Genomic DNA, 18,221 nt, shown 5'->3' with positions numbered 1-18,221 from the left:
TTCATGGCGCGAAGAGTCAGGCCGGGTTCGGGCAATCGATGAACAGGTGCTCGATGGCGAAGCGCTTGGCCAGGTGGTCCCCCAGCGCCTGCACGCCGTAACGCTCGGTGGCGTGATGGCCAGCGGCGATGAAGCTGATGCCGTTCTCCCGCGCGCTGTGCACGGTCTGCTCGGAGACTTCGCCAGTCAGGTAGGCGTCGACGCCAGCCGCAATCGCCTGGTCGATATAGCCCTGCGCGCCACCGGTGCACCAGGCGATACGCCGGATTGGCTGACCGCCATCCACCAGCAGAGGCTCGCGGCCCAGCACGTCGCGCACATGCAACGCCAGATCGCTCGGCAGCATGGGTTCGGCGAGCGAGCCAACTAGCACGATGGAGCGCGGATTGCCCGGTTCCAGCGGCCCTTCGATCTCGAAGCCGAGCTGGCGGCCCAGTTGCACGTTATTGCCCACCTCAGGATGCAGATCCAGCGGCAGGTGATAGGCCAACAGGCTGATGTCATGGCTCAACAGGGTCTTCAGGCGACGCTGCTTCATGCCCACTACACGGGCATCCTCGCCCTTCCAGAAATAGCCGTGGTGGACCAGCACCACGTCGGCGTCCGCTTCCACGGCAGCATCGAGCAGCGCCTGGCTGGCGGTGACGCCGGAAACGATACGACGCACCTGCGGGCGACCCTCGACCTGCAGGCCATTGGGGCAGTAATCCTGGATCTTCGCCGCGTCGAGAAAACGGTCCGCTTCCTCGACCAGCGTGCTCAGTGCGATTGCCATCGAAATTCCTCCAACATCGGCTGCGAGCGTCTATTTTCTTGGCTCGCCGCCCGTATAATGGCCGCCACCCTATCGGCCCTCCCCCGGCCAAGCAACCCCAAGGATTTTCTTCGATGCTGAAGGCCCTGCGTTTCCTCGGCTGGCCCGTGCTGGTTGGCGTCCTGTTGGCGCTCCTGATCATCCAGCATAACCCGCAATGGGTCGGCCTTCCGCAGCAGGAAGTGCACCTGCAGCAAGCCCCGCTGCTCAGCCGCCTGCAACAGGGTCCGGTCAGCTACGCCGACGCCGTGACCCGCTCCTCGCCGGCCGTGGCCAACCTGTACACCACCAAGATGGTCAGCAAGCCGAACAACTCGATGCTTGACGACCCGCTGTTCCGGCGCTTCTTCGGCGATAACCTGCCGCAGCAGAAGCGCATGGAGTCGAGCCTGGGTTCGGCGGTGATCATGAGCCCCGAAGGCTACCTGCTGACCAACAACCACGTGACCTCTGGCGCCGACCAGATCGTCGTGGCCCTGCGCGACGGCCGCGAGACCATCGCCCGCCTGGTGGGCAGCGACCCCGAGACCGACCTCGCGGTGCTGAAGATCGATCTCAAGGACCTGCCCTCGATCATGCTCGGCCGCTCCGACGGCATCCGCACCGGCGACGTCTGCCTGGCCATCGGCAACCCCTTCGGCGTCGGCCAGACCGTCACCATGGGCATCATCAGTGCCACCGGCCGCAACCAGCTGGGCCTGAACACCTACGAAGACTTCATCCAGACTGACGCGGCGATCAACCCGGGCAACTCCGGCGGCGCGCTGGTGGACGCCAACGGCAACCTGATCGGCATCAACACCGCGATCTTCTCCAAGTCCGGCGGCTCTCAGGGCATCGGCTTCGCCATCCCGACCAAGCTGGCGCTGGAGGTCATGCAGTCGATCATCGAGCACGGCCAGGTGATCCGCGGCTGGCTCGGCGTCGAAGTGCAGCCGCTGACCCCGGAACTGGCCGAGTCCTTCGACCTCAAGGACAAGGCCGGCATCGTTGTCGCCGGCGTCTACCGCGACGGCCCCGCCGCCAAGTCAGGCCTGCTGCCGGGCGACATCATCCTGAACATCGATGGCGAGGCCGCCAGCGATGGCCGTCGCTCGATGAACCAGGTGGCGCGCACCAAGCCGGGCGAGAAGATCACCATCGAAGTGCTGCGCAACGGCAAGCCGGTGACACTCAACGCCGAAGTCGGCCTGCGCCCGCCGCCCGCTCCTAACGCCAACTGATCCCGCTCACTGTTCCAAAGCAATGCAAAACGGCGCCCGAGGGCGCCGTTTTCTTTTCCATCGACTGCCTTACAGCTTCAGCCGCAGGGCATCGATCAGAGCCTGGTTCTGCTCCTCGGTGCCGATGCTGATGCGCAGGAACTGGTTGATCCGCTGCTGCTTGAAGTGACGCACGATCACGCCCTCCTCGCGCAAGGCAGCCGCCAGTTCGGCGCCGTCGCGCTGCGGGTGGCGGGCGAAGATGAAGTTCGCCGCCGACGGCAGCACATCGAAGCCCAGGGTATTGAGTTCGGCGACCAGCTTTTCGCGGCTGTGGATGACCGCGTTGCAGGTCTGCTCGAAGTAGGCCTGGTCCTCGAAGGACGCCACCGCGCCGGCCAGCGCCAGGCGGTCCAGCGGGTAGGAGTTGAAGCTGTTCTTCACCCGCTCCAGCGCCTCGATCAGGTCCTCGTGGCCGACCGCGAAGCCGACCCGCAGACCCGCCAGGGAGCGCGATTTGGACAGGGTCTGCGCCACCAGCAGGTTCGGGTAGCGGTTGACCAGGGAAATCGCGGTCTCGCCACCGAAGTCGACGTAGGCCTCGTCCACCAGCACCACGCTGTCCGGGCTGGCTTGCAGCAGGCGCTCGATGGCTTCGAGTGGCAGCAGGCAACCGGTGGGGGCGTTGGGGTTGGGGAAGATGATGCCGCCGTTGCCGCGCGCGTAATCCTCGACACGGATCTGGAACTGCTCGTCCAGCGGCAGCGCTTCGAAGTCGATGCCGTAGAGGCCGCAGTAGACCGGATAGAAGCTGTAGGTCACGTCGGGGAACAGCAGCGGCTTGCCGTGCTGGAACAGCGCGTGGAAGGCGTGGGCCAGGACTTCGTCCGAGCCGTTGCCGACGAACACCTGGGAGGTCTTCACGCCGTGGTACTCGGCGATGGTCTGCTTCAGGCGGTCGGCATTGGGGTCCGGATACAGGCGCAGCGTGTCATTCAGTTCGGCCTGGATCGCGGCAACCACCTTCGGCGACGGGCCATAGGGGTTCTCGTTGGTATTGAGCTTGACCAACTTGGTCAGCTTCGGCTGCTCGCCCGGAACGTAGGGCACCAGTTCCTTGACGAAGGGACTCCAGAATTTGCTCATCGATTACTCACTCTTGCCGTCAAGGATACGGAATTCGGCGCTGCGCGCGTGGGCGGTCAGCGATTCACCGCGGGCCAGGATCGAAGCGGTCTTGCCCAGCTCGGAAGCACCCGGCGCGGAGCAGAAGATGATCGAGGAACGCTTCTGGAAGTCGTACACACCCAGCGGCGAGGAGAAGCGCGCGGTGCCGGAAGTCGGCAGCACGTGGTTCGGGCCGGCGCAGTAGTCGCCCAGCGCCTCGGCGGTGTAGCGGCCCATGAAGATGGCGCCGGCGTGGCGGATCTTCGGCAGCCAGCTTTCCGGGTTTTCTACCGACAGTTCCAGGTGTTCCGGGGCGATGCGGTTGGCAACCTGGCAGGCCTGTTCCTGGTCGGCGACGAGGATCAGCGCGCCGCGGTTGGTCAGCGAGGTGCGGATGATCTCGGCGCGCTCCATGGTCGGCAGCAGCTTCTCGATGCTGGCGGCGACCTTGTCGAGGAAGGCCGCGTCCGGGCTGACCAGGATCGACTGGGCGTCCTCGTCGTGCTCGGCCTGGGAGAACAGGTCCATGGCGATCCAGTCCGGATCGGTGCCGCCATCACAGACCACAAGAATTTCGGAGGGGCCGGCGATCATGTCGATGCCGACCTGGCCGAACACGTGGCGCTTGGCGGTGGCGACGTAGATGTTGCCCGGGCCGACGATCTTGTCCACCTGCGGCACGCTCTCGGTACCGTAGGCCAGTGCAGCCACGGCCTGGGCGCCGCCGATGGTGAAGACGCGGTCGACGCCGGCGATGCAGGCAGCAGCGAGAACGATCTCGTTGATTTCGCCGCGCGGGGTCGGAACGACCATCACCACTTCGGCAACGCCGGCAACCTTGGCCGGAATGGCGTTCATCAGCACCGAAGACGGGTAGGACGCCTTGCCGCCGGGCACGTACAGACCGGCGCGATCCAGCGGGGTGACCTGCTGGCCGAGCACGGTGCCGTCGGCTTCGGTGTAGCGCCAGGAGTCCTGCTTCTGCTTCTCGTGGTAGCTGCGCACGCGTTCGGCGGCGATTTCCAGCGCCTCGCGCTGGGCCGGGGTAATACGGGTCAGGGCCAGCTCCAGGCGCTCGCGCGGCAGGATCAGGTCGGCCATGGTCTTGGCTTCGACGCCGTCAAAGCGCTGGGTGAACTCCACCACCGCAGCGTCACCGCGCTTGCGCACGTCGGCGATGATGTCCAGCACGCGCTGGTTAACCGACTCGTCGGACACGCTTTCCCAGGAGAGCAGATGGTCCAGATGACGCGCGAAGTCCGGATCGGCGGCGTTGAGTCGACGGATAGCGAAGGGTGCGGTCATAGCTGGCCTCTTTAATTGGCATGATCTCGGGCGCCGCAAGACTATCAAGCCTTCCGTGCGGGCACCCGAGAAAATTTGGCTATGACACGGATAGGCGGGCGCGGCGGGAAGGCCGCGCGGAGAGTTACGCCCGGTGTCGAGACTCCACTGCTTCACGCAGGGTGTCGATCAGGGCCTGGATGCGCGCATGCTGCATCTTCATCGAAGCCTTGTTCACCACCAGACGCGAGCTGATGTGCGCGATCAGTTCCTGGGGTTCCAGGCCGTTCGCGCGCAGGGTGTTGCCGGTATCGACCACGTCGATGATCTTGTCGGCGAGGCCGACCAGCGGTGCCAGTTCCATGGAGCCGTACAGCTTGATCACGTCGACCTGGCGGCCCTGTTCGGCGTAGTAGCGCTTGGCGACATTGACGAACTTGGTGGCCACGCGCAGGCGGCCCTTGGGCTCCGGCGCGCCGACCGCACCGGCGGTCATCAGCTTGCAGTTGGCGATCTTCAGGTCCAGCGGCTCGTAGAGGCCCTGGCCACCGTACTCCATGAGCACGTCCTTGCCCGCGACGCCGAGGTCGGCGGCGCCGTGCTCGACGTAGGTCGGCACGTCGGTGGCGCGCACGATCAGCAGGCGCACGTCATCGAGGGTGGTGGGGATGATCAGCTTGCGGCTCTTGTCCGGATTCTCGGTCGGCACGATGCCTGCCGCTGCGAGCAGCGGCAGGGTGTCGTCGAGGATACGGCCCTTGGACAGGGCAATCGTCAGCATCGTCTGGTTCTGCCTTAGCCCGGCACGCGGCGAATCTTCGCCCCGAGCAGTTGCAGTTTCTCTTCGATGCATTCGTAGCCACGGTCAATGTGGTAGATGCGGTCGATCATGGTATCGCCGTCGGCCACCAGAGCCGCGATCACCAGGCTGGCGGAAGCACGCAGGTCGGTCGCCATGACCGGTGCGCCCTTGAGCTGCGGAACGCCGGTGACGATGGCGGTGTTGCCCTCGACCAGGATCTGCGCACCCATGCGGTTCATCTCGTAAACGTGCATGAAGCGGTTCTCGAACACGGTCTCGATGACCGCGCCGGTGCCTTCGCCGATGGCGTTCAGGGAGATGAACTGCGCCTGCATGTCGGTCGGGAATGCAGGGTACGGCGCAGTGCGGATGTTCACCGCCTTCGGCCGGTTGCCCTTCATGTCCAGCTCGATCCAGTTGCTGCCGGTGGTGATGTGCGCGCCGGCTTCGACCAGCTTGGCCAGTACGGCCTCGAGGATGGTCGGATCGGTGTCCTTGAGCTTGACGCGGCCACCGGTGGCCGCCGCGGCGACCAGATAGGTGCCGGTCTCGATGCGGTCGGGCATGACGCTGTACTTGGCGCCCCCGCCCAGGCTTTTCACACCGTTGATCACGATGGTGTCGGTGCCGGCGCCCTGCACGTCACCGCCCATGGCATTGATGAAGTTCGCCAGGTCGACGACCTCTGGCTCGCGCGCGGCGTTCTCCAGCACGGAGCGGCCGTTGGCCAGCGCCGCGGCCATCATGATGTTCTCGGTACCGGTCACGGACACGGTATCGAAGAAGAAGTGCGCGCCTTTCAGGCCGCCGGCCGGAGCCTTGGCCTTGATGTAGCCGCCTTCGACGCTGATCTGCGCGCCCATGGCTTCAAGGCCGCGGATGTGCAGGTCCACCGGACGCGAGCCGATGGCGCAGCCACCGGGCAGCGCGACTTCGGCTTCACCGAAGCGGGCGACCATCGGGCCGAGCACGAGGATCGACGCACGCATGGTCTTCACCAGCTCGTACGGCGCCACCAGAGTCTTGATGGTGCTGGCATCGACTTCGACGTTGAGCTTCTCGTCGATGATCGGCTGCACGCCCATGCGGCCGAACAGTTCGATCATGGTGGTGATGTCGTGCAGGTGCGGCAGGTTGCAGACGGTCACCGGGGTGTCCGCCAGCAGGGTCGCGGCGAGGATCGGCAGCGCCGAGTTCTTCGCGCCGGAGATGCGGATCTCGCCATCGAGACGAGTGCCGCCGGTAATGATCAGTTTATCCATTGCTATTTTCCCCGTGGGCTCAGGAACGCTCGGCCCAGGCGGCGCGGCTGAAGAATTTCATGGTGACGGCATGGATGGCGCCGGAGGCGATCCACTCGTTCAGGTGGGCATAGATCTGTTGCTGGCGCTTGACCGGGCTCAGGCCGGCGAGCTCGTCGCTGATCAGGTTCAGCTGGAAATTGCAGCCTTCGCCTTCCACTTCGATCTGGGTACCTGGGAGTTTCGATTCCAGGAAGTTTTTGACTTCTACGGCCTGCATGCTCAACCTCGTTCGGCGCCCTACGCGCGCGGGTCGGCCATGATACAAAAAAGCCCCCCGCCTGCGAACCCCGGCAGGGGAAGTCGCGGACGGAGGGCCCTTTCAGTGTTTCAATGCTGTAACGGCAGAATCTCCAGGAGCTCGCCAACCTTGGCGATTTCCTGCATGTCCTTGGGCAGGCCGGAGATCTGCAGCGTCTTGCCGGCCTTGCGCGCATCACGGGTGTAGGACAGCAGCAGCGACAATCCGACGCTGCTGGAGCGTTCCACTGCGGAGCAGTCCAGACGCAGCGCGCCGGCCTTGCTGGCAGCGATCAGCCGAGCGCCCTGCTGACGCAGCGCGGGGCCGGTGCTGTAGTCCAGTACGCCGGCGAGGGCGAGATCGCCCTCGCTACGTTCCGTGATACTGCCCTGACTCATTCTGCGCCGCCTTCCGGCTGGCCCTTGGCGGCGTCCTTGGCCTTGGCGACCACCTGGCCCCAACCAGCGATGGTGGCTTCCAGGTCGTTGCGGTTCTTCTGCATGGAATCGGCGAACTGGTCACGGAACAGCTTGCCGATGTTGATGCCGTTGATGATCACGTTACGCAGGCGCCAGGTGCCGCCCTGGTTGACCATGGTGTACTGCACCGGATAGACGGCACCGTTGCCACCGACCACTTCCATGTTCACCGAAGCGCGATCCTGCTCCTGCTTGCCGCTGTTCAGCACGCGGATGTCCTGGTTGTCGTACTCCAGCAGCGCGTTGCCATAGAACTGGAACAGGCTGTTCTTGAAGGTTTCCTCAAAGCGCTTGACCTGCTCCGGAGTCGCCTGACGCGAGTACTTGACCGTCATCACACCCTTGGCGATGCCCTCGGAGTCCACGACCGGACCGAGAATGCGGTTCAGGGTGTTGTAGAACGCCTGGGGATTGGCCTTGTAGCTGGCCTTGTTGGTTTTCAGGTCCGACAGCAGGCTGTCGACGGTCTGCTGCACGACCTGCTGAGCGGTCTGCTCGGCCTGGGCGAATAGCGGCAGGATCGCGAGCAGAACCAGAAAGCCACGGCGCAAGGTTTTCAACATGGAATGAGTCCTCATTTCTTCGAGTCGTCTTTATTGACCGAATTCAGCAGGAACTTGCCGATCAGGTCTTCCAGCACGAGTGCCGACTGGGTGTCCTTGATGGTATCGCCTTCCTTCAGCAGCTCTTCATCACCACCAACGCTGATGCCGATGTACTTCTCGCCCAGCAGGCCGGCGGTCAGGATGGAAGCGGTGGAGTCGTCCGGCAGGTTGTTGACCTGGCGATTGATCTCCATGGTCACACGACCACGATAGCTGTCATGGTCCAGGTCCACCGCAGTGACCTTGCCGATGGTGACGCCAGCCATGGTGACTTTGCCGCGCACGGTGACGCCGGCGATATTGTCGAAATAGGCATACAGCTTGTAGGTATCGCCCGAATTGCCGATGGTCAGTCCGCTGACACGCAGGGCCAGCAGCAGCAGGGCCAGCAGGCCGGCCAGAATGAACAGGCCTACACCGATTTCCAGGGTGCGGGTTTGCATCAGAAGTCTCCAAACATCAAGGCGGTCAGGATGAAGTCCAGCCCCAGCACGGCCAGGGAGGCATACACAACGGTACGGGTGGTGGCGCGGCTGATCCCCTCGGACGTGGGTTCGCAGTCATAACCCTGGAACACGGCGATCCAGGTCACGACGAAGGCGAACACCACACTCTTGATCACGCCATTGAGAATGTCCTTGGTGAACTGCACGCTGTTCTGCATGTTCGACCAGTACGAACCGTCATACACACCCAGCCAGTCCACGGCGACCAGGGCTCCGCCCCAGATGCCGACAACACTGAAGATAGCTGCCAGCAGCGGCATCGAGATGAAGCCCGCCCACAGGCGCGGAGCGATGATGTACTTGAGCGGATCGACGCCGATCATCTCCAGGCTGGACAGCTGCTCGGTGGATTTCATGTTGCCGATCTCGGCAGTCAGTGCGGAACCCGCACGCCCGGCGAACAACAGACCGGTCACCACCGGCCCCAGTTCACGCAGCAGCGTCAGCGCGACCATCTGGCCGACCGCCTGCTCGGAGCCGTAGCTCGCCAGGATGTTGTAGCCCTGCAGGGCCAGCACCATGCCGATGAACAGGCCGGAGACGACGATGATCGCCAGCGACAGCACACCTACCGAATACAGCTGCTTGATCAGCAACTGGAAGGCACCGCTGTGCACACGGCGACCGAAGATGGCGTGAACCAGGAACAGGGTCGAACGGCCCAGCGATTCGAGTACATCGAGGCCCGCGCGCCCGAGCAGGCGAACTCGCTCGAGCGGTGAAGTCTTGCGCATCAACGTTCTCCCAGCAGGTCGGCGCGGTAATCGCGAGCAGGATAGTGGAATGGCACCGGACCATCCGGAATACCCTTCATGAACTGGCGAACCCGCGGATCATCGAGACCCTTGAGGTCGGCCGGCGTTCCGTGGCCGAGCACGCGGCCGTCGCCGACGATATAGATGTAGTCGGCAATGCTCGCGGTTTCCGCAAGGTCGTGGGACACCACGATGCTGGTGATCCCCAGGGCATCGTTGAGCAGGCGGATCAACCGCACCAGCACACCCATGGCGATCGGGTCCTGCCCCACGAAAGGCTCGTCGTACATCAGGATCTGCGGGTCCAGTGCAATGGCACGGGCCAGCGCCACACGGCGCTTCATGCCGCCGGACAGTTCATCCGGCATCAGCTCGACCGCCCCGCGCAGGCCCACGGCCTGCAACTTCATCAGCACGATGTCGCGGATCATGTCCTCGGGCAGCTCGGTATGCACGCGCAGCGGGAAGGCCACGTTCTCGAAGACGTCGAGGTCGGTGAACAGCGCACCACTCTGGAACAGCACGCCGAACTGCTTGCGCATGTCGAACAGATCGCTGCGGCCCAGCGTGGGGAGGTTCTGCCCGTTGACCCACACCTCGCCGCTTGCCGGACGCAGCTGGGCGGCGATCAGTCGCAACAGGGTGGTCTTGCCACACCCCGACGGCCCCATGATCCCGGTGACCTTGCCGCGTGGAATGCGGATGTCCACGTTATCGAAAATCTTACGCGTGCCACGCTTGAAGCTCAGGCCCTTCAGCTCGACCGCGTATTGGTCATTGGTGCTCATAGAACTCCTTTCATCACGGCGCTGTCCGTTGCCCCGTCTGTCATACGGCAGAAACACGGCGCGGCAGGCCGAACGGCCGCGAACTATAACACTCCGCGAAGCAGCGCCCCAAGGTCTGCTAAGCCGCCGTTAAGGGACAGTTCAGCAAAATGCGATCAACATTGAGATACCGGAGATGAAGCCTTTGCCGCTTTCCCGTTATAATCTCGCACTTCATTTTGCCCCGCGCCTTTCGAACATGAGCCAGAAACACGATTTCATCCAGTCGGCACAACGCACCATCCGCCTTGAGCGTGACTCGGTCGACGCTTTGCTGCCGCGCATTGGCGCCGACTTCTCCCTGGCCTGCGAGCTGCTGCTGAACTGCAAGGGCCGCGTCGTCGTGGTCGGCATGGGCAAGTCCGGGCACATCGCCCGCAAGATCGCCGCCACCCTGGCCAGCACCGGCACGCCGTCGTTCTTCGTGCACCCGGCCGAAGCCAGCCATGGCGACATGGGCATGATCACCAAGGACGACGTCGTCCTCGCCCTGTCCAACTCCGGCTCCACCGCGGAAATCATCACCCTGCTGCCGCTGATCAAGCGCCTGGGCATCACCCTGATCAGCATGACCGGCAACGCCGAGTCGCCGCTGGCCAAGGCCGCCGCGGTCAACCTGGACGCCAGCGTCGAGCACGAAGCCTGCTCGCTGAACCTCGCGCCGACCTCCTCCACCACGGTTTCCCTGGTGATCGGCGACGCGCTCGCCATCGCCCTGCTGGAAGCCCGCGGCTTCACCGCCGAAGACTTCGCCTTCTCGCATCCGGGCGGCGCGCTGGGCCGCCGATTGTTGCTGAAAGTGGAAAACATCATGCACGTGGGTGAAGCATTGCCGCAGGTTTCCCCCGGCACCTCGCTCAGTGGCGCCCTGCTGGAAATGACACGCAAGGGCCTGGGCATGACCATCGTCCTGGGCGAAGACGGCCGCCTGGCCGGGGTCTTCACCGACGGCGACCTGCGCCGCACCCTGGACAAGGGCCTGGACGTGCGCCAGGTGACCATCGACCAGGTGATGACCGTGCACGGCAAGACCGCCCGCCCGGACATGCTCGCCGCCGAGGCCCTGAAGATCATGGACGACCACAAGATCAACGTGCTGGTGGTGGTCGACGACAAGGACCTCCCGGTCGGTGTGCTGCACGTCCACGACCTGACCCGTGCAGGAGTCATCTGAATGACCGCCGACCTGCTGCAACGCGCGAAAGCGGTCCGCCTGGCGGTGTTCGACGTCGATGGCGTGCTCACCGACGGCAAGCTCTACTTCCTGCCCGACGGCGGCGAGTTCAAGACGTTCAGCACCCTGGACGGCCAGGGCATCAAGATGCTGATGAATTCCGGCGTGCGCACCGCCATCATCACCGGCCGCTCGAGCCCGGTGGTCGAGCGCCGGGCGCAGAACCTGGGCATCAACCACCTGTTCCAGGGCCGTGAGGACAAGCTGGTCGCCCTCGACGAGTTGCTCGCCGAACTGGATCTACGCTATGAAGAGGTTGCATACCTGGGTGACGATCTGCCCGACCTGCCGGCCATCCGCCGCGCCGGCCTCGGCATGGCAGTCGCCAACGGCGACGCTTTCGTCCGTCAGCACGCCGACGGTGTGACCCAGGCCCGTGGCGGCGAAGGCGCTGCCCGCGAGTTCTGCGAACTGATCCTGCGCGCCCAGGGCAACCTCGAAGCTGCCCAGAACGCGTACCTCTAGAGCCGAACATGCCCAAGACATTCCAACAGAAGCTGTTGTTCGCCCTGATCGCCATCGGGCTGATCGCCCTCGGCTATTACTGGAACGTGCGCCTGGACTTCAACGAGCGCCAACTCAAGTCGCAAACCAGCGACGCCATCGATTTCTACGTGGTGAATGCCAAGAGCGTTCAGTACCGCATCGACGGCTCCCTCGCCTACGAGATGACCGCCGACAAACTCGAACACCTGAAAGCAAGCGACGTGACCCTGGTTACCACGCCCGACCTCTACTTCCACCGGGAGAATGAGCCGCAGCCGTGGCACGTCCAGAGCGTTCGCGCCGAAGTGGCCCCCGAAGGCAAGCAGGTCGAGCTGATCGACGACGTGCGCGTCGCGCGCACCGACGCACAGCAACGCACACTCCTGCTCAACACCTCGCGCATGACGGTGTTCCCAGACAAGGACTATGCGCAGACTGACCAGCCCGTGAAGATCACCGAACCCAACGGTGTGACCACGGCAGTTGGCATGAAAGCGTATCTGAAAGACAGCCGGATGCTCCTGCTGTCCAACGTAAGAGGTCAGCATGAGGCTCGTTAACACCCTCCCCCTTCTTTTCAGCCTCGCCGCCGCCATCGGCAGCTCTGCCGCCTGGGCTCTTCCCACCGACCGGGAACAGCCGATCCGCGTCCAGGCCGACAGCGCCGAACTGGATGACAAGCAGGGCGTGGCCGTGTATCGCGGCGACGTGGTGGTCACCCAGGGCAGCATGAAGCTGACGGGCAACACCGTTACGCTCAAGCAGAACAAGGACGGCGAGATCGAAGTCGTCACCTCGGTCGGCAAGCCCGCCTACTTCGAACAGAAGCCGGCGCCGGACAAGCAGATCACCCAGGCCTACGGCCTGACCATCCAGTACTTCGTCTCGCAGAACCGCGTCGTGCTGATCGACCAGGCCAAGGTGATCCAGGAAGGCAACACCTTCGAAGGCGAGAAGATCGTCTATGACACCCAGCGCCAGATCGTCAACGCAGGCCGCGCCACCGGTTCCCAGGTGACCACGCCGCGCCCGCGTATCGACATGGTCATCCAGCCCAAGAAAAAGCAGGATCAAGCGCAGTAATGGCTACGCTAACCGCCCAGCACCTCGCCAAGAGCTACAAGAGCCGGCAAGTCGTCCGCGACGTCAGCATGAGCATCGAGAGCGGGCAGATCGTCGGCCTGCTCGGCCCCAACGGAGCGGGCAAGACCACCTGCTTCTACATGATCGTCGGCCTGGTCCGTGCCGATCAGGGCGTCGTGCGCATCGACGAGCAGGACGTCACCCACCTGCCCATGCACGGCCGCGCTCGCGCCGGCATCGGCTACCTGCCGCAGGAAGCCTCGATCTTCCGCAAGCTGTCGGTGGCGGACAATATCGGAGCGATCCTCGAGACCCGCACCGACCTCGATCGCGCAGGCCGCCAGGAAGCCCTGGAAGGCCTGCTCGAGGAGTTCCACATCCACCACATCCGCGACAACCTCGGCATGAGCCTGTCCGGTGGCGAACGTCGCCGCGTGGAGATCGCCCGCGCCCTGGCGAGTTCGCCGAAGTTCATCCTGCTGGACGAACCCTTTGCCGGCGTCGACCCGATCTCCGTGGGTGACATCAAGCAGATCATCTACCACCTCAAAGCCAAGGGCATCGGTGTACTGATCACCGACCACAACGTCCGCGAGACCCTGGACATCTGCGAAACGGCGTACATCGTCAACGACGGTCAACTGATCGCCGAAGGCAGCGCCGAGAGCATCCTCGCCAACGACCTGGTGAAGGAAGTCTACCTGGGCCACGAGTTCCGTCTCTAAGCCCCTGCGCCGCGCCCGGCCTGGGCGCGGCAGCCGCACCTCCGCCCCAAGCGTGGCGCGGCTCGTCAGCCGCTGCGCGACGCATCCGGCTGCCTGATCCACCCTGGCGCAACCGGGTTGTAACGAAAGGTCGACAGCCCCTAGGCAAAGCGTCCAAACTCAGGCATATAATTTGCTTCCTCGCGGCACCCCGGTGTCCGTAGTCGTGGATATGGCGCGCTTCGCGCCAGCGAACAAGGTGCCTAGTTCCAGCCATGAAACCATCGCTAGTCCTCAAGATGGGCCAGCAGCTGACGATGACTCCGCAGCTGCAACAGGCCATCCGACTGCTCCAGCTCTCCACGCTGGACCTCCAACAGGAAATCCAGGAAGCCCTGGAGTCCAACCCGATGCTGGAGCGCCAGGAAGAAGGCGAGGACTTCGACAACAGCGACCCCATGGCGGACGGCGCCGAGTCGGGCGCCAACGGCACCAGCAGCAGCTCCCAGGACAATTTCCAGGAAAGCACCACGCCCAACGCCGACAGCCTCGACGAGGACCAGTGGGCCGAGCGCATCCCCAACGAGCTACCGGTCGATACCGCCTGGGAAGATATCTACCAGACCAGCGCCAGCAGCCTGCCCAGCAATGATGACGACGAGTGGGATTTCACCTCCCGTACCTCTGCCGGCGAGAGCCTGCAAAGCCATCTGCTGTGGCAGCTCAACCTCCTGCCGATGTCCGATACCGACCGTCTGATCGCCCTGAGCATCATCGATGGCATCACCGATGACGGTTACCTCGACGAATCCCTCGACGACATCCTCGCCTCCATCGACCCGGAGCTGGGCGTGGAGATGGATGAAGTGGAAGTCGTGCTGCGCCGGGTACAGCAACTCGAACCTGCCGGCGTCGGTGCGCGCAACCTGCGCGAATGCCTGCTGCTGCAGTTGCGCCAGATGCCGACCAAGACCTACCTGCTGGCCGAAGCCATTCGTCTGGTCAGCGACCACCTGGACCTGCTCGGCAGCCGCGACTACAGCCAGCTGATGCGGCGGATGAAGCTCAAGGAAGACGAACTGCGCGAAACCATCGAGCTGATCCAGTCGCTGCACCCGCGCCCCGGCTCGCAGATCGAGTCCGGCGAAGCCGAATACGTGGTCCCGGATGTCATCGTTCGGAAGCATAACGAGCGCTGGCTGGTGGAACTGAACCAGGAAGCGGTGCCGCGCCTGCGCGTCAATTCGCAGTATGCGGGCCTCGTGCGCCGCGCCGACTCCAGCGCCGACAACACCTTCATGCGCAACCAGTTGCAGGAAGCGCGCTGGTTCATCAAGAGCCTGCAGAGCCGCAACGAGACGCTGATGAAGGTGGCGACCCAGATCGTCGAGCACCAGCGCGGCTTCCTCGAATACGGCGAGGAAGCGATGAAGCCGCTGGTGCTGCACGACATCGCCGAGGCGGTCGGCATGCACGAATCGACCATTTCCCGCGTCACCACACAGAAATTCATGCACACGCCCCGTGGCATCTTCGAGTTGAAGTACTTCTTCTCCAGCCACGTCAGCACCTCCGAAGGCGGCGAGTGCTCCTCCACCGCGATCCGCGCCATCATCAAGAAACTGGTCGCGGCGGAAAGTCCGAAAAAGCCATTGAGTGACAGCAAGATCGCTGGTTTACTGGAGGCACAGGGCATTCAAGTGGCACGTCGTACCGTCGCCAAGTACCGGGAGTCCCTAGGAATCTCTCCCTCGAGCGAACGCAAGCGACTGGTGTGACGTTGATCCACGCCAAAGTGTTCCGGCGGCAGGCACCCTAACCTGCCTCTTACACACGGCAACAAGGAGAAAGCGGTATGCAAGTCAACATCAGTGGACATCAACTGGATGTGACCGACGCCCTGCGCGACTACGTTGGCGAGAAACTGGGCCGACTGGAGCGCCACTTCGACAAGATCACCAATGTTCAGGTCATCATGGAGGTCGAGAAGCTGAAGCAGAAAATTGAAGCCACCCTCCACATCGCCGGTGGCGAAGTGGTGGCCTGCGCCGAACATGAAGACATGTACGCGGCCATCGACCTGCTCACCGACAAGCTCGACCGCCAACTGATCAAGCACAAGGAAAAATACCTCGAACGCCAGCAAGGTGTTGGCGTCCGTTAACCCCTCTCTATGATCCGACTTGAGCAAATCCTGACCCCCGGCCGTTCCCTGGTGAACGTGCCGGGCGGCAGCAAAAAACGTGTCCTCGAACAAATCGCCAACCTGGTGGCTCGCGAGCTGCCGGGTTTCGATTCCCAAGACATCTTCGACAGCCTGGTGGCCCGGGAACGCCTGGGCTCCACCGGCTTCGGCAATGGCATCGCCATTCCGCACTGCCGCCTCCCCGGCTGCCAGTCGCCGATCAGCGCCATCCTGCACCTTGATCACCCGGTAGACTTCGACGCCCTCGACGGCGCGCCGGTCGACCTGGTATTCGTGCTGCTGGTGCCGGAAGCAGCCACCGAGGAGCACCTGGAACTGCTGCGACAGATCGCCTCCATGCTCGACCGCTCCGACGTCCGCGACCGCCTGCGTCACGCCGCCAACGGCGAGGACCTGTACCGGATCGTCGTGGACTTCCAGAACAACGGGCACTGATCATGCGCCTGATCATCATCAGTGGGAGATCCGGCTCGGGCAAGAGCACCGCGCTCAATGTACTCGAGGACAACGGCTTCTACTGCATCGACAACCTGCCGGCCAGCCTCCTCCCGGACCTGGCCCAGCGCGCACTGCTGCATACCGAGCTGCTGCACCCGCAGGTTGCCGTCTCCATCGACGCGCGGAACCTGCCCAGCCAGCTGCAGCGCTTCCCCGAACTGCTGCAGGAAGCCCGCGACAAGCACATCCAGTGCGACGTGCTGTACCTCGATGCCGATGATGAAACCCTGCTCAAACGCTTTTCCGAGACTCGCCGGCGCCACCCGCTGACCACCGACACCCGCTCCCTGGCCGAGGCCATCAGCGACGAGTCGAACCTGCTGGCGCCGATCGCCGACCTGGCCGACCTCAAGCTCAATACCACCAACCTGAACCTCTACCAGCTGCGCGACGTGCTCAAGCTGCGCCTGCTGAACAAGCCAGAACTGGGCACTGCGTTCCTGGTCGAATCCTTTGGCTTCAAGCGTGGCATGCCGGTGGACGCGGACCTGGTGTTCGACGTGCGCTGCCTGCCCAATCCGTACTGGAAACCCGAGCTGCGCGAGCACACCGGGCTGGAAACGGAAGTCCAGGAGTACCTGGCGGCGCAACCGGACGTCGAGGAGATGTACCAGGATATCCTCGCCTACCTGAACAAATGGCTGCCGCGCTTCGCCGCGAGCAACCGGGCCTACGTGACCATCGCCATCGGCTGCACCGGCGGCCAGCACCGCTCGACCTACATTGCCGAGCGCATTGGCCAGGCCCTCAAGGAAACCCTCACCAACGTACAGATTCGCCACCGCGACCTGAGCTAAGCAGCGACAGACAACAAAAGGACAGCCCCTCGCGATGCCCGCCCTCGAAGTCACCATCATCAACAAGCTTGGCCTGCACGCCCGTGCGGCAGCCAAATTCGTCGGCGTAGCAGGGCGGTTTCCCTGCCAGGTTCGCGTGGGCCGTAATCCGGACAGTACGGTGGACGGCAAGAGCATCATGGCCGTGATGATGCTGGCTGCCGGCAAAGGCACCCAGTTGCACCTCGCCACCGAGGGTGAGCAGGAAGACGAAGCAATCAAGGCGCTGGTCGACCTGATCAACAATTACTTCGACGAAGGCGAGTGACGCGCCGGGCCATCAGCCCAGCGACGTATCCAGCACCATCATCAGACAGAAGCCGATGATCAGCCCCTGGGTGGCCTGTGCCGCGTGGCCGCGCCGCTGCGATTCCGGAATGATCTCGCGCACCACCACGTAGAGCATCGCGCCCGCCGCCGCGGCCAGCCCCCAGGGCAGGAACATCCGCGAGATGCCGATCAGCCAGGCGCAGAGCACCGCGAACAGCGGCTCCACCAGCCCGGAAGCCGCACCCGCCAGCGCTGCCTTGCTGCGCGAAACACCCGCCCCAGCCAGCACCAGCGCAATCGCCAGCCCTTCGGGCACATCCTGCAGCGCGATCCCCAGCGCCAGGCCGCTCGCGCCCTGCACCTCTCCCCCGGCGGCAACGCCTACGGCCATGCCTTCGGGAATGTTGTGCAGGACGATAGCCGCGACGAACAGCAGGATGCGCGCAGGCACCTTGCCATCAGCCACGCCCTGGATATTCGCCTGGGCATCCTCGAGCACCCGACCGAACACCGCCAGACCGAAGGCTCCCAGCGCCAGACCGAGACTGACCAGCAGCGCGGCCAGCCAGGTCGGGCGCCCGGAAGCTTCCGCCGCCTCCAGCGCCGGCAGCAGCAGGGAGAAGGCCGTGGCGGCCAGCATGACGCCAGCGCCGAAGCCGAGCATGGCGTCGGCTATGCGCGCCGGCATACTGCGCACCAGCAGCACGGGCAGCGCACCCAGGGCAGTCCCGAGCGCGCACAGCATGCCACCGTGCAGGGCCAGATACATCGGCGGAGAGAGCTGCAGACGAGCCAGCTCCATCAGTTGCAAGACCACCAGCACACTGCCGCCGAGGACGATGCCCAGTCCCAGCAACCAACGCAAATTGCGCCCTCCGCTTTCACGCAGACTCTGCACGATCAGACGCATGCTGCCGCCTT

The 18,221-nt window shown here is 64.0% G+C and carries 23 protein-coding genes; 11 read left to right on the top strand and 12 right to left on the bottom strand.

From position 1 onward, the window contains the following. Positions 1-16 precede the first annotated feature (16 nt). Entirely contained in the window at positions 17-775 is a 759-nt protein-coding gene (locus tag J2T47_RS24070; protein WP_253452548.1) for a Nif3-like dinuclear metal center hexameric protein, read from the bottom strand. A 113-nt stretch (positions 776-888) separates the two neighbouring features. Here J2T47_RS24070 and algW point away from each other — a divergent pair, with 113 nt between their 5' ends. Continuing rightward, entirely contained in the window at positions 889-2,037 is a 1,149-nt protein-coding gene (gene algW / locus J2T47_RS24065; protein WP_138521262.1) for a Do family serine endopeptidase AlgW, read from the top strand. A gap of 69 nt (positions 2,038-2,106) precedes the next feature. Here algW and hisC read toward each other — a convergent pair whose 3' ends face one another. From hisC to J2T47_RS24015, 10 genes are all read right to left on the bottom strand, one after another. Continuing rightward, positions 2,107-3,162 (bottom strand): histidinol-phosphate transaminase, encoded by a 1,056-nt coding sequence (gene hisC / locus J2T47_RS24060; RefSeq protein ID WP_253452546.1) that lies wholly within the window; start codon positions 3,160-3,162, stop codon positions 2,107-2,109. A 3-nt stretch (positions 3,163-3,165) separates the two neighbouring features. Next, positions 3,166-4,488, bottom strand: a complete 1,323-nt coding sequence (gene hisD, locus J2T47_RS24055; RefSeq protein ID WP_253452544.1) for a histidinol dehydrogenase — start codon at positions 4,486-4,488, stop codon at positions 3,166-3,168. 124 nt (positions 4,489-4,612) lie between these two features. Next, entirely contained in the window at positions 4,613-5,248 is a 636-nt protein-coding gene (gene hisG, locus J2T47_RS24050) for an ATP phosphoribosyltransferase (protein WP_017518137.1), read from the bottom strand. A 14-nt stretch (positions 5,249-5,262) separates the two neighbouring features. Then, a complete protein-coding gene (gene murA / locus J2T47_RS24045) occupies positions 5,263-6,531 on the bottom strand; it encodes a UDP-N-acetylglucosamine 1-carboxyvinyltransferase (RefSeq protein ID WP_253452542.1) in 1,269 nt (422 codons plus the stop codon). 19 nt (positions 6,532-6,550) lie between these two features. Then, positions 6,551-6,790 (bottom strand): BolA family protein, encoded by a 240-nt coding sequence (locus J2T47_RS24040; RefSeq protein WP_017518139.1) that lies wholly within the window; start codon positions 6,788-6,790, stop codon positions 6,551-6,553. A gap of 110 nt (positions 6,791-6,900) precedes the next feature. Next, positions 6,901-7,209 carry an STAS domain-containing protein gene (locus tag J2T47_RS24035; RefSeq protein ID WP_253452540.1) on the bottom strand — a complete coding sequence of 103 codons (309 nt, stop codon included), beginning with the start codon at positions 7,207-7,209 and terminating at the stop codon, positions 6,901-6,903. Further along, positions 7,206-7,853, bottom strand: a complete 648-nt coding sequence (locus J2T47_RS24030; RefSeq protein ID WP_253452538.1) for a Tgt2/MlaC family protein — start codon at positions 7,851-7,853, stop codon at positions 7,206-7,208. Before J2T47_RS24030 ends, J2T47_RS24035 begins: the two co-directional genes overlap by 4 nt. Before the next feature lie 11 nt (positions 7,854-7,864). Beyond that, entirely contained in the window at positions 7,865-8,338 is a 474-nt protein-coding gene (gene mlaD / locus J2T47_RS24025) for an outer membrane lipid asymmetry maintenance protein MlaD (RefSeq protein WP_045209590.1), read from the bottom strand. After that, positions 8,338-9,135 (bottom strand): lipid asymmetry maintenance ABC transporter permease subunit MlaE, encoded by a 798-nt coding sequence (gene mlaE, locus J2T47_RS24020; RefSeq protein ID WP_045209589.1) that lies wholly within the window; start codon positions 9,133-9,135, stop codon positions 8,338-8,340. Before mlaE ends, mlaD begins: the two co-directional genes overlap by 1 nt. Continuing rightward, positions 9,135-9,944, bottom strand: coding sequence for an ATP-binding cassette domain-containing protein (locus J2T47_RS24015; protein ID WP_253452536.1), 810 nt, complete (start codon positions 9,942-9,944; stop codon positions 9,135-9,137). Before J2T47_RS24015 ends, mlaE begins: the two co-directional genes overlap by 1 nt. A gap of 238 nt (positions 9,945-10,182) precedes the next feature. Here J2T47_RS24015 and J2T47_RS24010 point away from each other — a divergent pair, with 238 nt between their 5' ends. The 10 genes from J2T47_RS24010 to J2T47_RS23965 all read left to right on the top strand — a co-directional run bounded on the left by J2T47_RS24010 (position 10,183) and on the right by J2T47_RS23965 (position 17,298). Then, positions 10,183-11,157, top strand: a complete 975-nt coding sequence (locus J2T47_RS24010; protein WP_253452534.1) for a KpsF/GutQ family sugar-phosphate isomerase — start codon at positions 10,183-10,185, stop codon at positions 11,155-11,157. After that, positions 11,158-11,682, top strand: coding sequence for a KdsC family phosphatase (locus J2T47_RS24005; protein ID WP_253452532.1), 525 nt, complete (start codon positions 11,158-11,160; stop codon positions 11,680-11,682). 8 nt (positions 11,683-11,690) lie between these two features. After that, positions 11,691-12,263 (top strand): LPS export ABC transporter periplasmic protein LptC, encoded by a 573-nt coding sequence (lptC, locus tag J2T47_RS24000; RefSeq protein WP_253452530.1) that lies wholly within the window; start codon positions 11,691-11,693, stop codon positions 12,261-12,263. Next, on the top strand, positions 12,250-12,786 hold the full coding sequence (lptA, locus tag J2T47_RS23995; RefSeq protein WP_017518148.1) for a lipopolysaccharide transport periplasmic protein LptA: 537 nt from the start codon (positions 12,250-12,252) through the stop codon (positions 12,784-12,786). The genes lptC and lptA overlap by 14 nt, the downstream gene beginning before the upstream one ends. Further along, complete coding sequence (lptB, locus tag J2T47_RS23990; RefSeq protein ID WP_253452528.1) at positions 12,786-13,511, top strand: LPS export ABC transporter ATP-binding protein; 726 nt, start codon at positions 12,786-12,788, stop codon at positions 13,509-13,511. The genes lptA and lptB overlap by 1 nt, the downstream gene beginning before the upstream one ends. A 254-nt stretch (positions 13,512-13,765) precedes the next feature. Further along, on the top strand, positions 13,766-15,268 hold the full coding sequence (locus J2T47_RS23985; protein WP_253452525.1) for an RNA polymerase factor sigma-54: 1,503 nt from the start codon (positions 13,766-13,768) through the stop codon (positions 15,266-15,268). 77 nt (positions 15,269-15,345) lie between these two features. Beyond that, the gene (gene hpf / locus J2T47_RS23980; protein ID WP_017518151.1) at positions 15,346-15,654 is read left to right on the top strand and encodes a ribosome hibernation-promoting factor, HPF/YfiA family; all 309 of its coding nucleotides are present in this window, start codon (positions 15,346-15,348) and stop codon (positions 15,652-15,654) included. A gap of 9 nt (positions 15,655-15,663) precedes the next feature. Next, positions 15,664-16,131 (top strand): PTS IIA-like nitrogen regulatory protein PtsN, encoded by a 468-nt coding sequence (ptsN, locus tag J2T47_RS23975; protein ID WP_037009823.1) that lies wholly within the window; start codon positions 15,664-15,666, stop codon positions 16,129-16,131. Between the two features lie 2 nt (positions 16,132-16,133). Beyond that, complete coding sequence (rapZ, locus tag J2T47_RS23970) at positions 16,134-16,991, top strand: RNase adapter RapZ (protein WP_045209584.1); 858 nt, start codon at positions 16,134-16,136, stop codon at positions 16,989-16,991. Positions 16,992-17,025: 34 nt separating this feature from the next. Then, positions 17,026-17,298, top strand: a complete 273-nt coding sequence (locus J2T47_RS23965; protein ID WP_253452523.1) for an HPr family phosphocarrier protein — start codon at positions 17,026-17,028, stop codon at positions 17,296-17,298. 12 nt (positions 17,299-17,310) lie between these two features. On the opposite strand, the gene J2T47_RS23960 is transcribed toward J2T47_RS23965, so the two are convergent. Beyond that, positions 17,311-18,204 (bottom strand): ZIP family metal transporter, encoded by an 894-nt coding sequence (locus J2T47_RS23960; RefSeq protein ID WP_437181013.1) that lies wholly within the window; start codon positions 18,202-18,204, stop codon positions 17,311-17,313. Positions 18,205-18,221 lie beyond the last annotated feature (17 nt).

It is taken from the genome of Pseudomonas nitroreducens (assembly GCF_024170165.1).
Lineage (GTDB): Bacteria > Pseudomonadota > Gammaproteobacteria > Pseudomonadales > Pseudomonadaceae > Pseudomonas > Pseudomonas nitroreducens_C.
This window is presented reverse-complemented; position numbering and strand designations above follow the sequence as displayed.

What these genes read in the sequence shown, in the direction of transcription:
- J2T47_RS24070 (WP_253452548.1), bottom strand. Translation starts at nt 775, where the DNA reads ATGGCAATCGCACTGAGCACGCTGGTCGAGGAAGCGGACCGTTTTCTC.
- algW (WP_138521262.1), top strand. Translation starts at nt 889, where the DNA reads ATGCTGAAGGCCCTGCGTTTCCTCGGCTGGCCCGTGCTGGTTGGCGTC.
- hisC (WP_253452546.1), bottom strand. Translation starts at nt 3,162, where the DNA reads ATGAGCAAATTCTGGAGTCCCTTCGTCAAGGAACTGGTGCCCTACGTT.
- hisD (WP_253452544.1), bottom strand. Translation starts at nt 4,488, where the DNA reads ATGACCGCACCCTTCGCTATCCGTCGACTCAACGCCGCCGATCCGGAC.
- hisG (WP_017518137.1), bottom strand. Translation starts at nt 5,248, where the DNA reads ATGCTGACGATTGCCCTGTCCAAGGGCCGTATCCTCGACGACACCCTG.
- murA (WP_253452542.1), bottom strand. Translation starts at nt 6,531, where the DNA reads ATGGATAAACTGATCATTACCGGCGGCACTCGTCTCGATGGCGAGATC.
- J2T47_RS24040 (WP_017518139.1), bottom strand. Translation starts at nt 6,790, where the DNA reads ATGCAGGCCGTAGAAGTCAAAAACTTCCTGGAATCGAAACTCCCAGGT.
- J2T47_RS24035 (WP_253452540.1), bottom strand. Translation starts at nt 7,209, where the DNA reads ATGAGTCAGGGCAGTATCACGGAACGTAGCGAGGGCGATCTCGCCCTC.
- J2T47_RS24030 (WP_253452538.1), bottom strand. Translation starts at nt 7,853, where the DNA reads ATGTTGAAAACCTTGCGCCGTGGCTTTCTGGTTCTGCTCGCGATCCTG.
- mlaD (WP_045209590.1), bottom strand. Translation starts at nt 8,338, where the DNA reads ATGCAAACCCGCACCCTGGAAATCGGTGTAGGCCTGTTCATTCTGGCC.
- mlaE (WP_045209589.1), bottom strand. Translation starts at nt 9,135, where the DNA reads ATGCGCAAGACTTCACCGCTCGAGCGAGTTCGCCTGCTCGGGCGCGCG.
- J2T47_RS24015 (WP_253452536.1), bottom strand. Translation starts at nt 9,944, where the DNA reads ATGAGCACCAATGACCAATACGCGGTCGAGCTGAAGGGCCTGAGCTTC.
- J2T47_RS24010 (WP_253452534.1), top strand. Translation starts at nt 10,183, where the DNA reads ATGAGCCAGAAACACGATTTCATCCAGTCGGCACAACGCACCATCCGC.
- J2T47_RS24005 (WP_253452532.1), top strand. Translation starts at nt 11,158, where the DNA reads ATGACCGCCGACCTGCTGCAACGCGCGAAAGCGGTCCGCCTGGCGGTG.
- lptC (WP_253452530.1), top strand. Translation starts at nt 11,691, where the DNA reads ATGCCCAAGACATTCCAACAGAAGCTGTTGTTCGCCCTGATCGCCATC.
- lptA (WP_017518148.1), top strand. Translation starts at nt 12,250, where the DNA reads ATGAGGCTCGTTAACACCCTCCCCCTTCTTTTCAGCCTCGCCGCCGCC.
- lptB (WP_253452528.1), top strand. Translation starts at nt 12,786, where the DNA reads ATGGCTACGCTAACCGCCCAGCACCTCGCCAAGAGCTACAAGAGCCGG.
- J2T47_RS23985 (WP_253452525.1), top strand. Translation starts at nt 13,766, where the DNA reads ATGAAACCATCGCTAGTCCTCAAGATGGGCCAGCAGCTGACGATGACT.
- hpf (WP_017518151.1), top strand. Translation starts at nt 15,346, where the DNA reads ATGCAAGTCAACATCAGTGGACATCAACTGGATGTGACCGACGCCCTG.
- ptsN (WP_037009823.1), top strand. Translation starts at nt 15,664, where the DNA reads ATGATCCGACTTGAGCAAATCCTGACCCCCGGCCGTTCCCTGGTGAAC.
- rapZ (WP_045209584.1), top strand. Translation starts at nt 16,134, where the DNA reads ATGCGCCTGATCATCATCAGTGGGAGATCCGGCTCGGGCAAGAGCACC.
- J2T47_RS23965 (WP_253452523.1), top strand. Translation starts at nt 17,026, where the DNA reads ATGCCCGCCCTCGAAGTCACCATCATCAACAAGCTTGGCCTGCACGCC.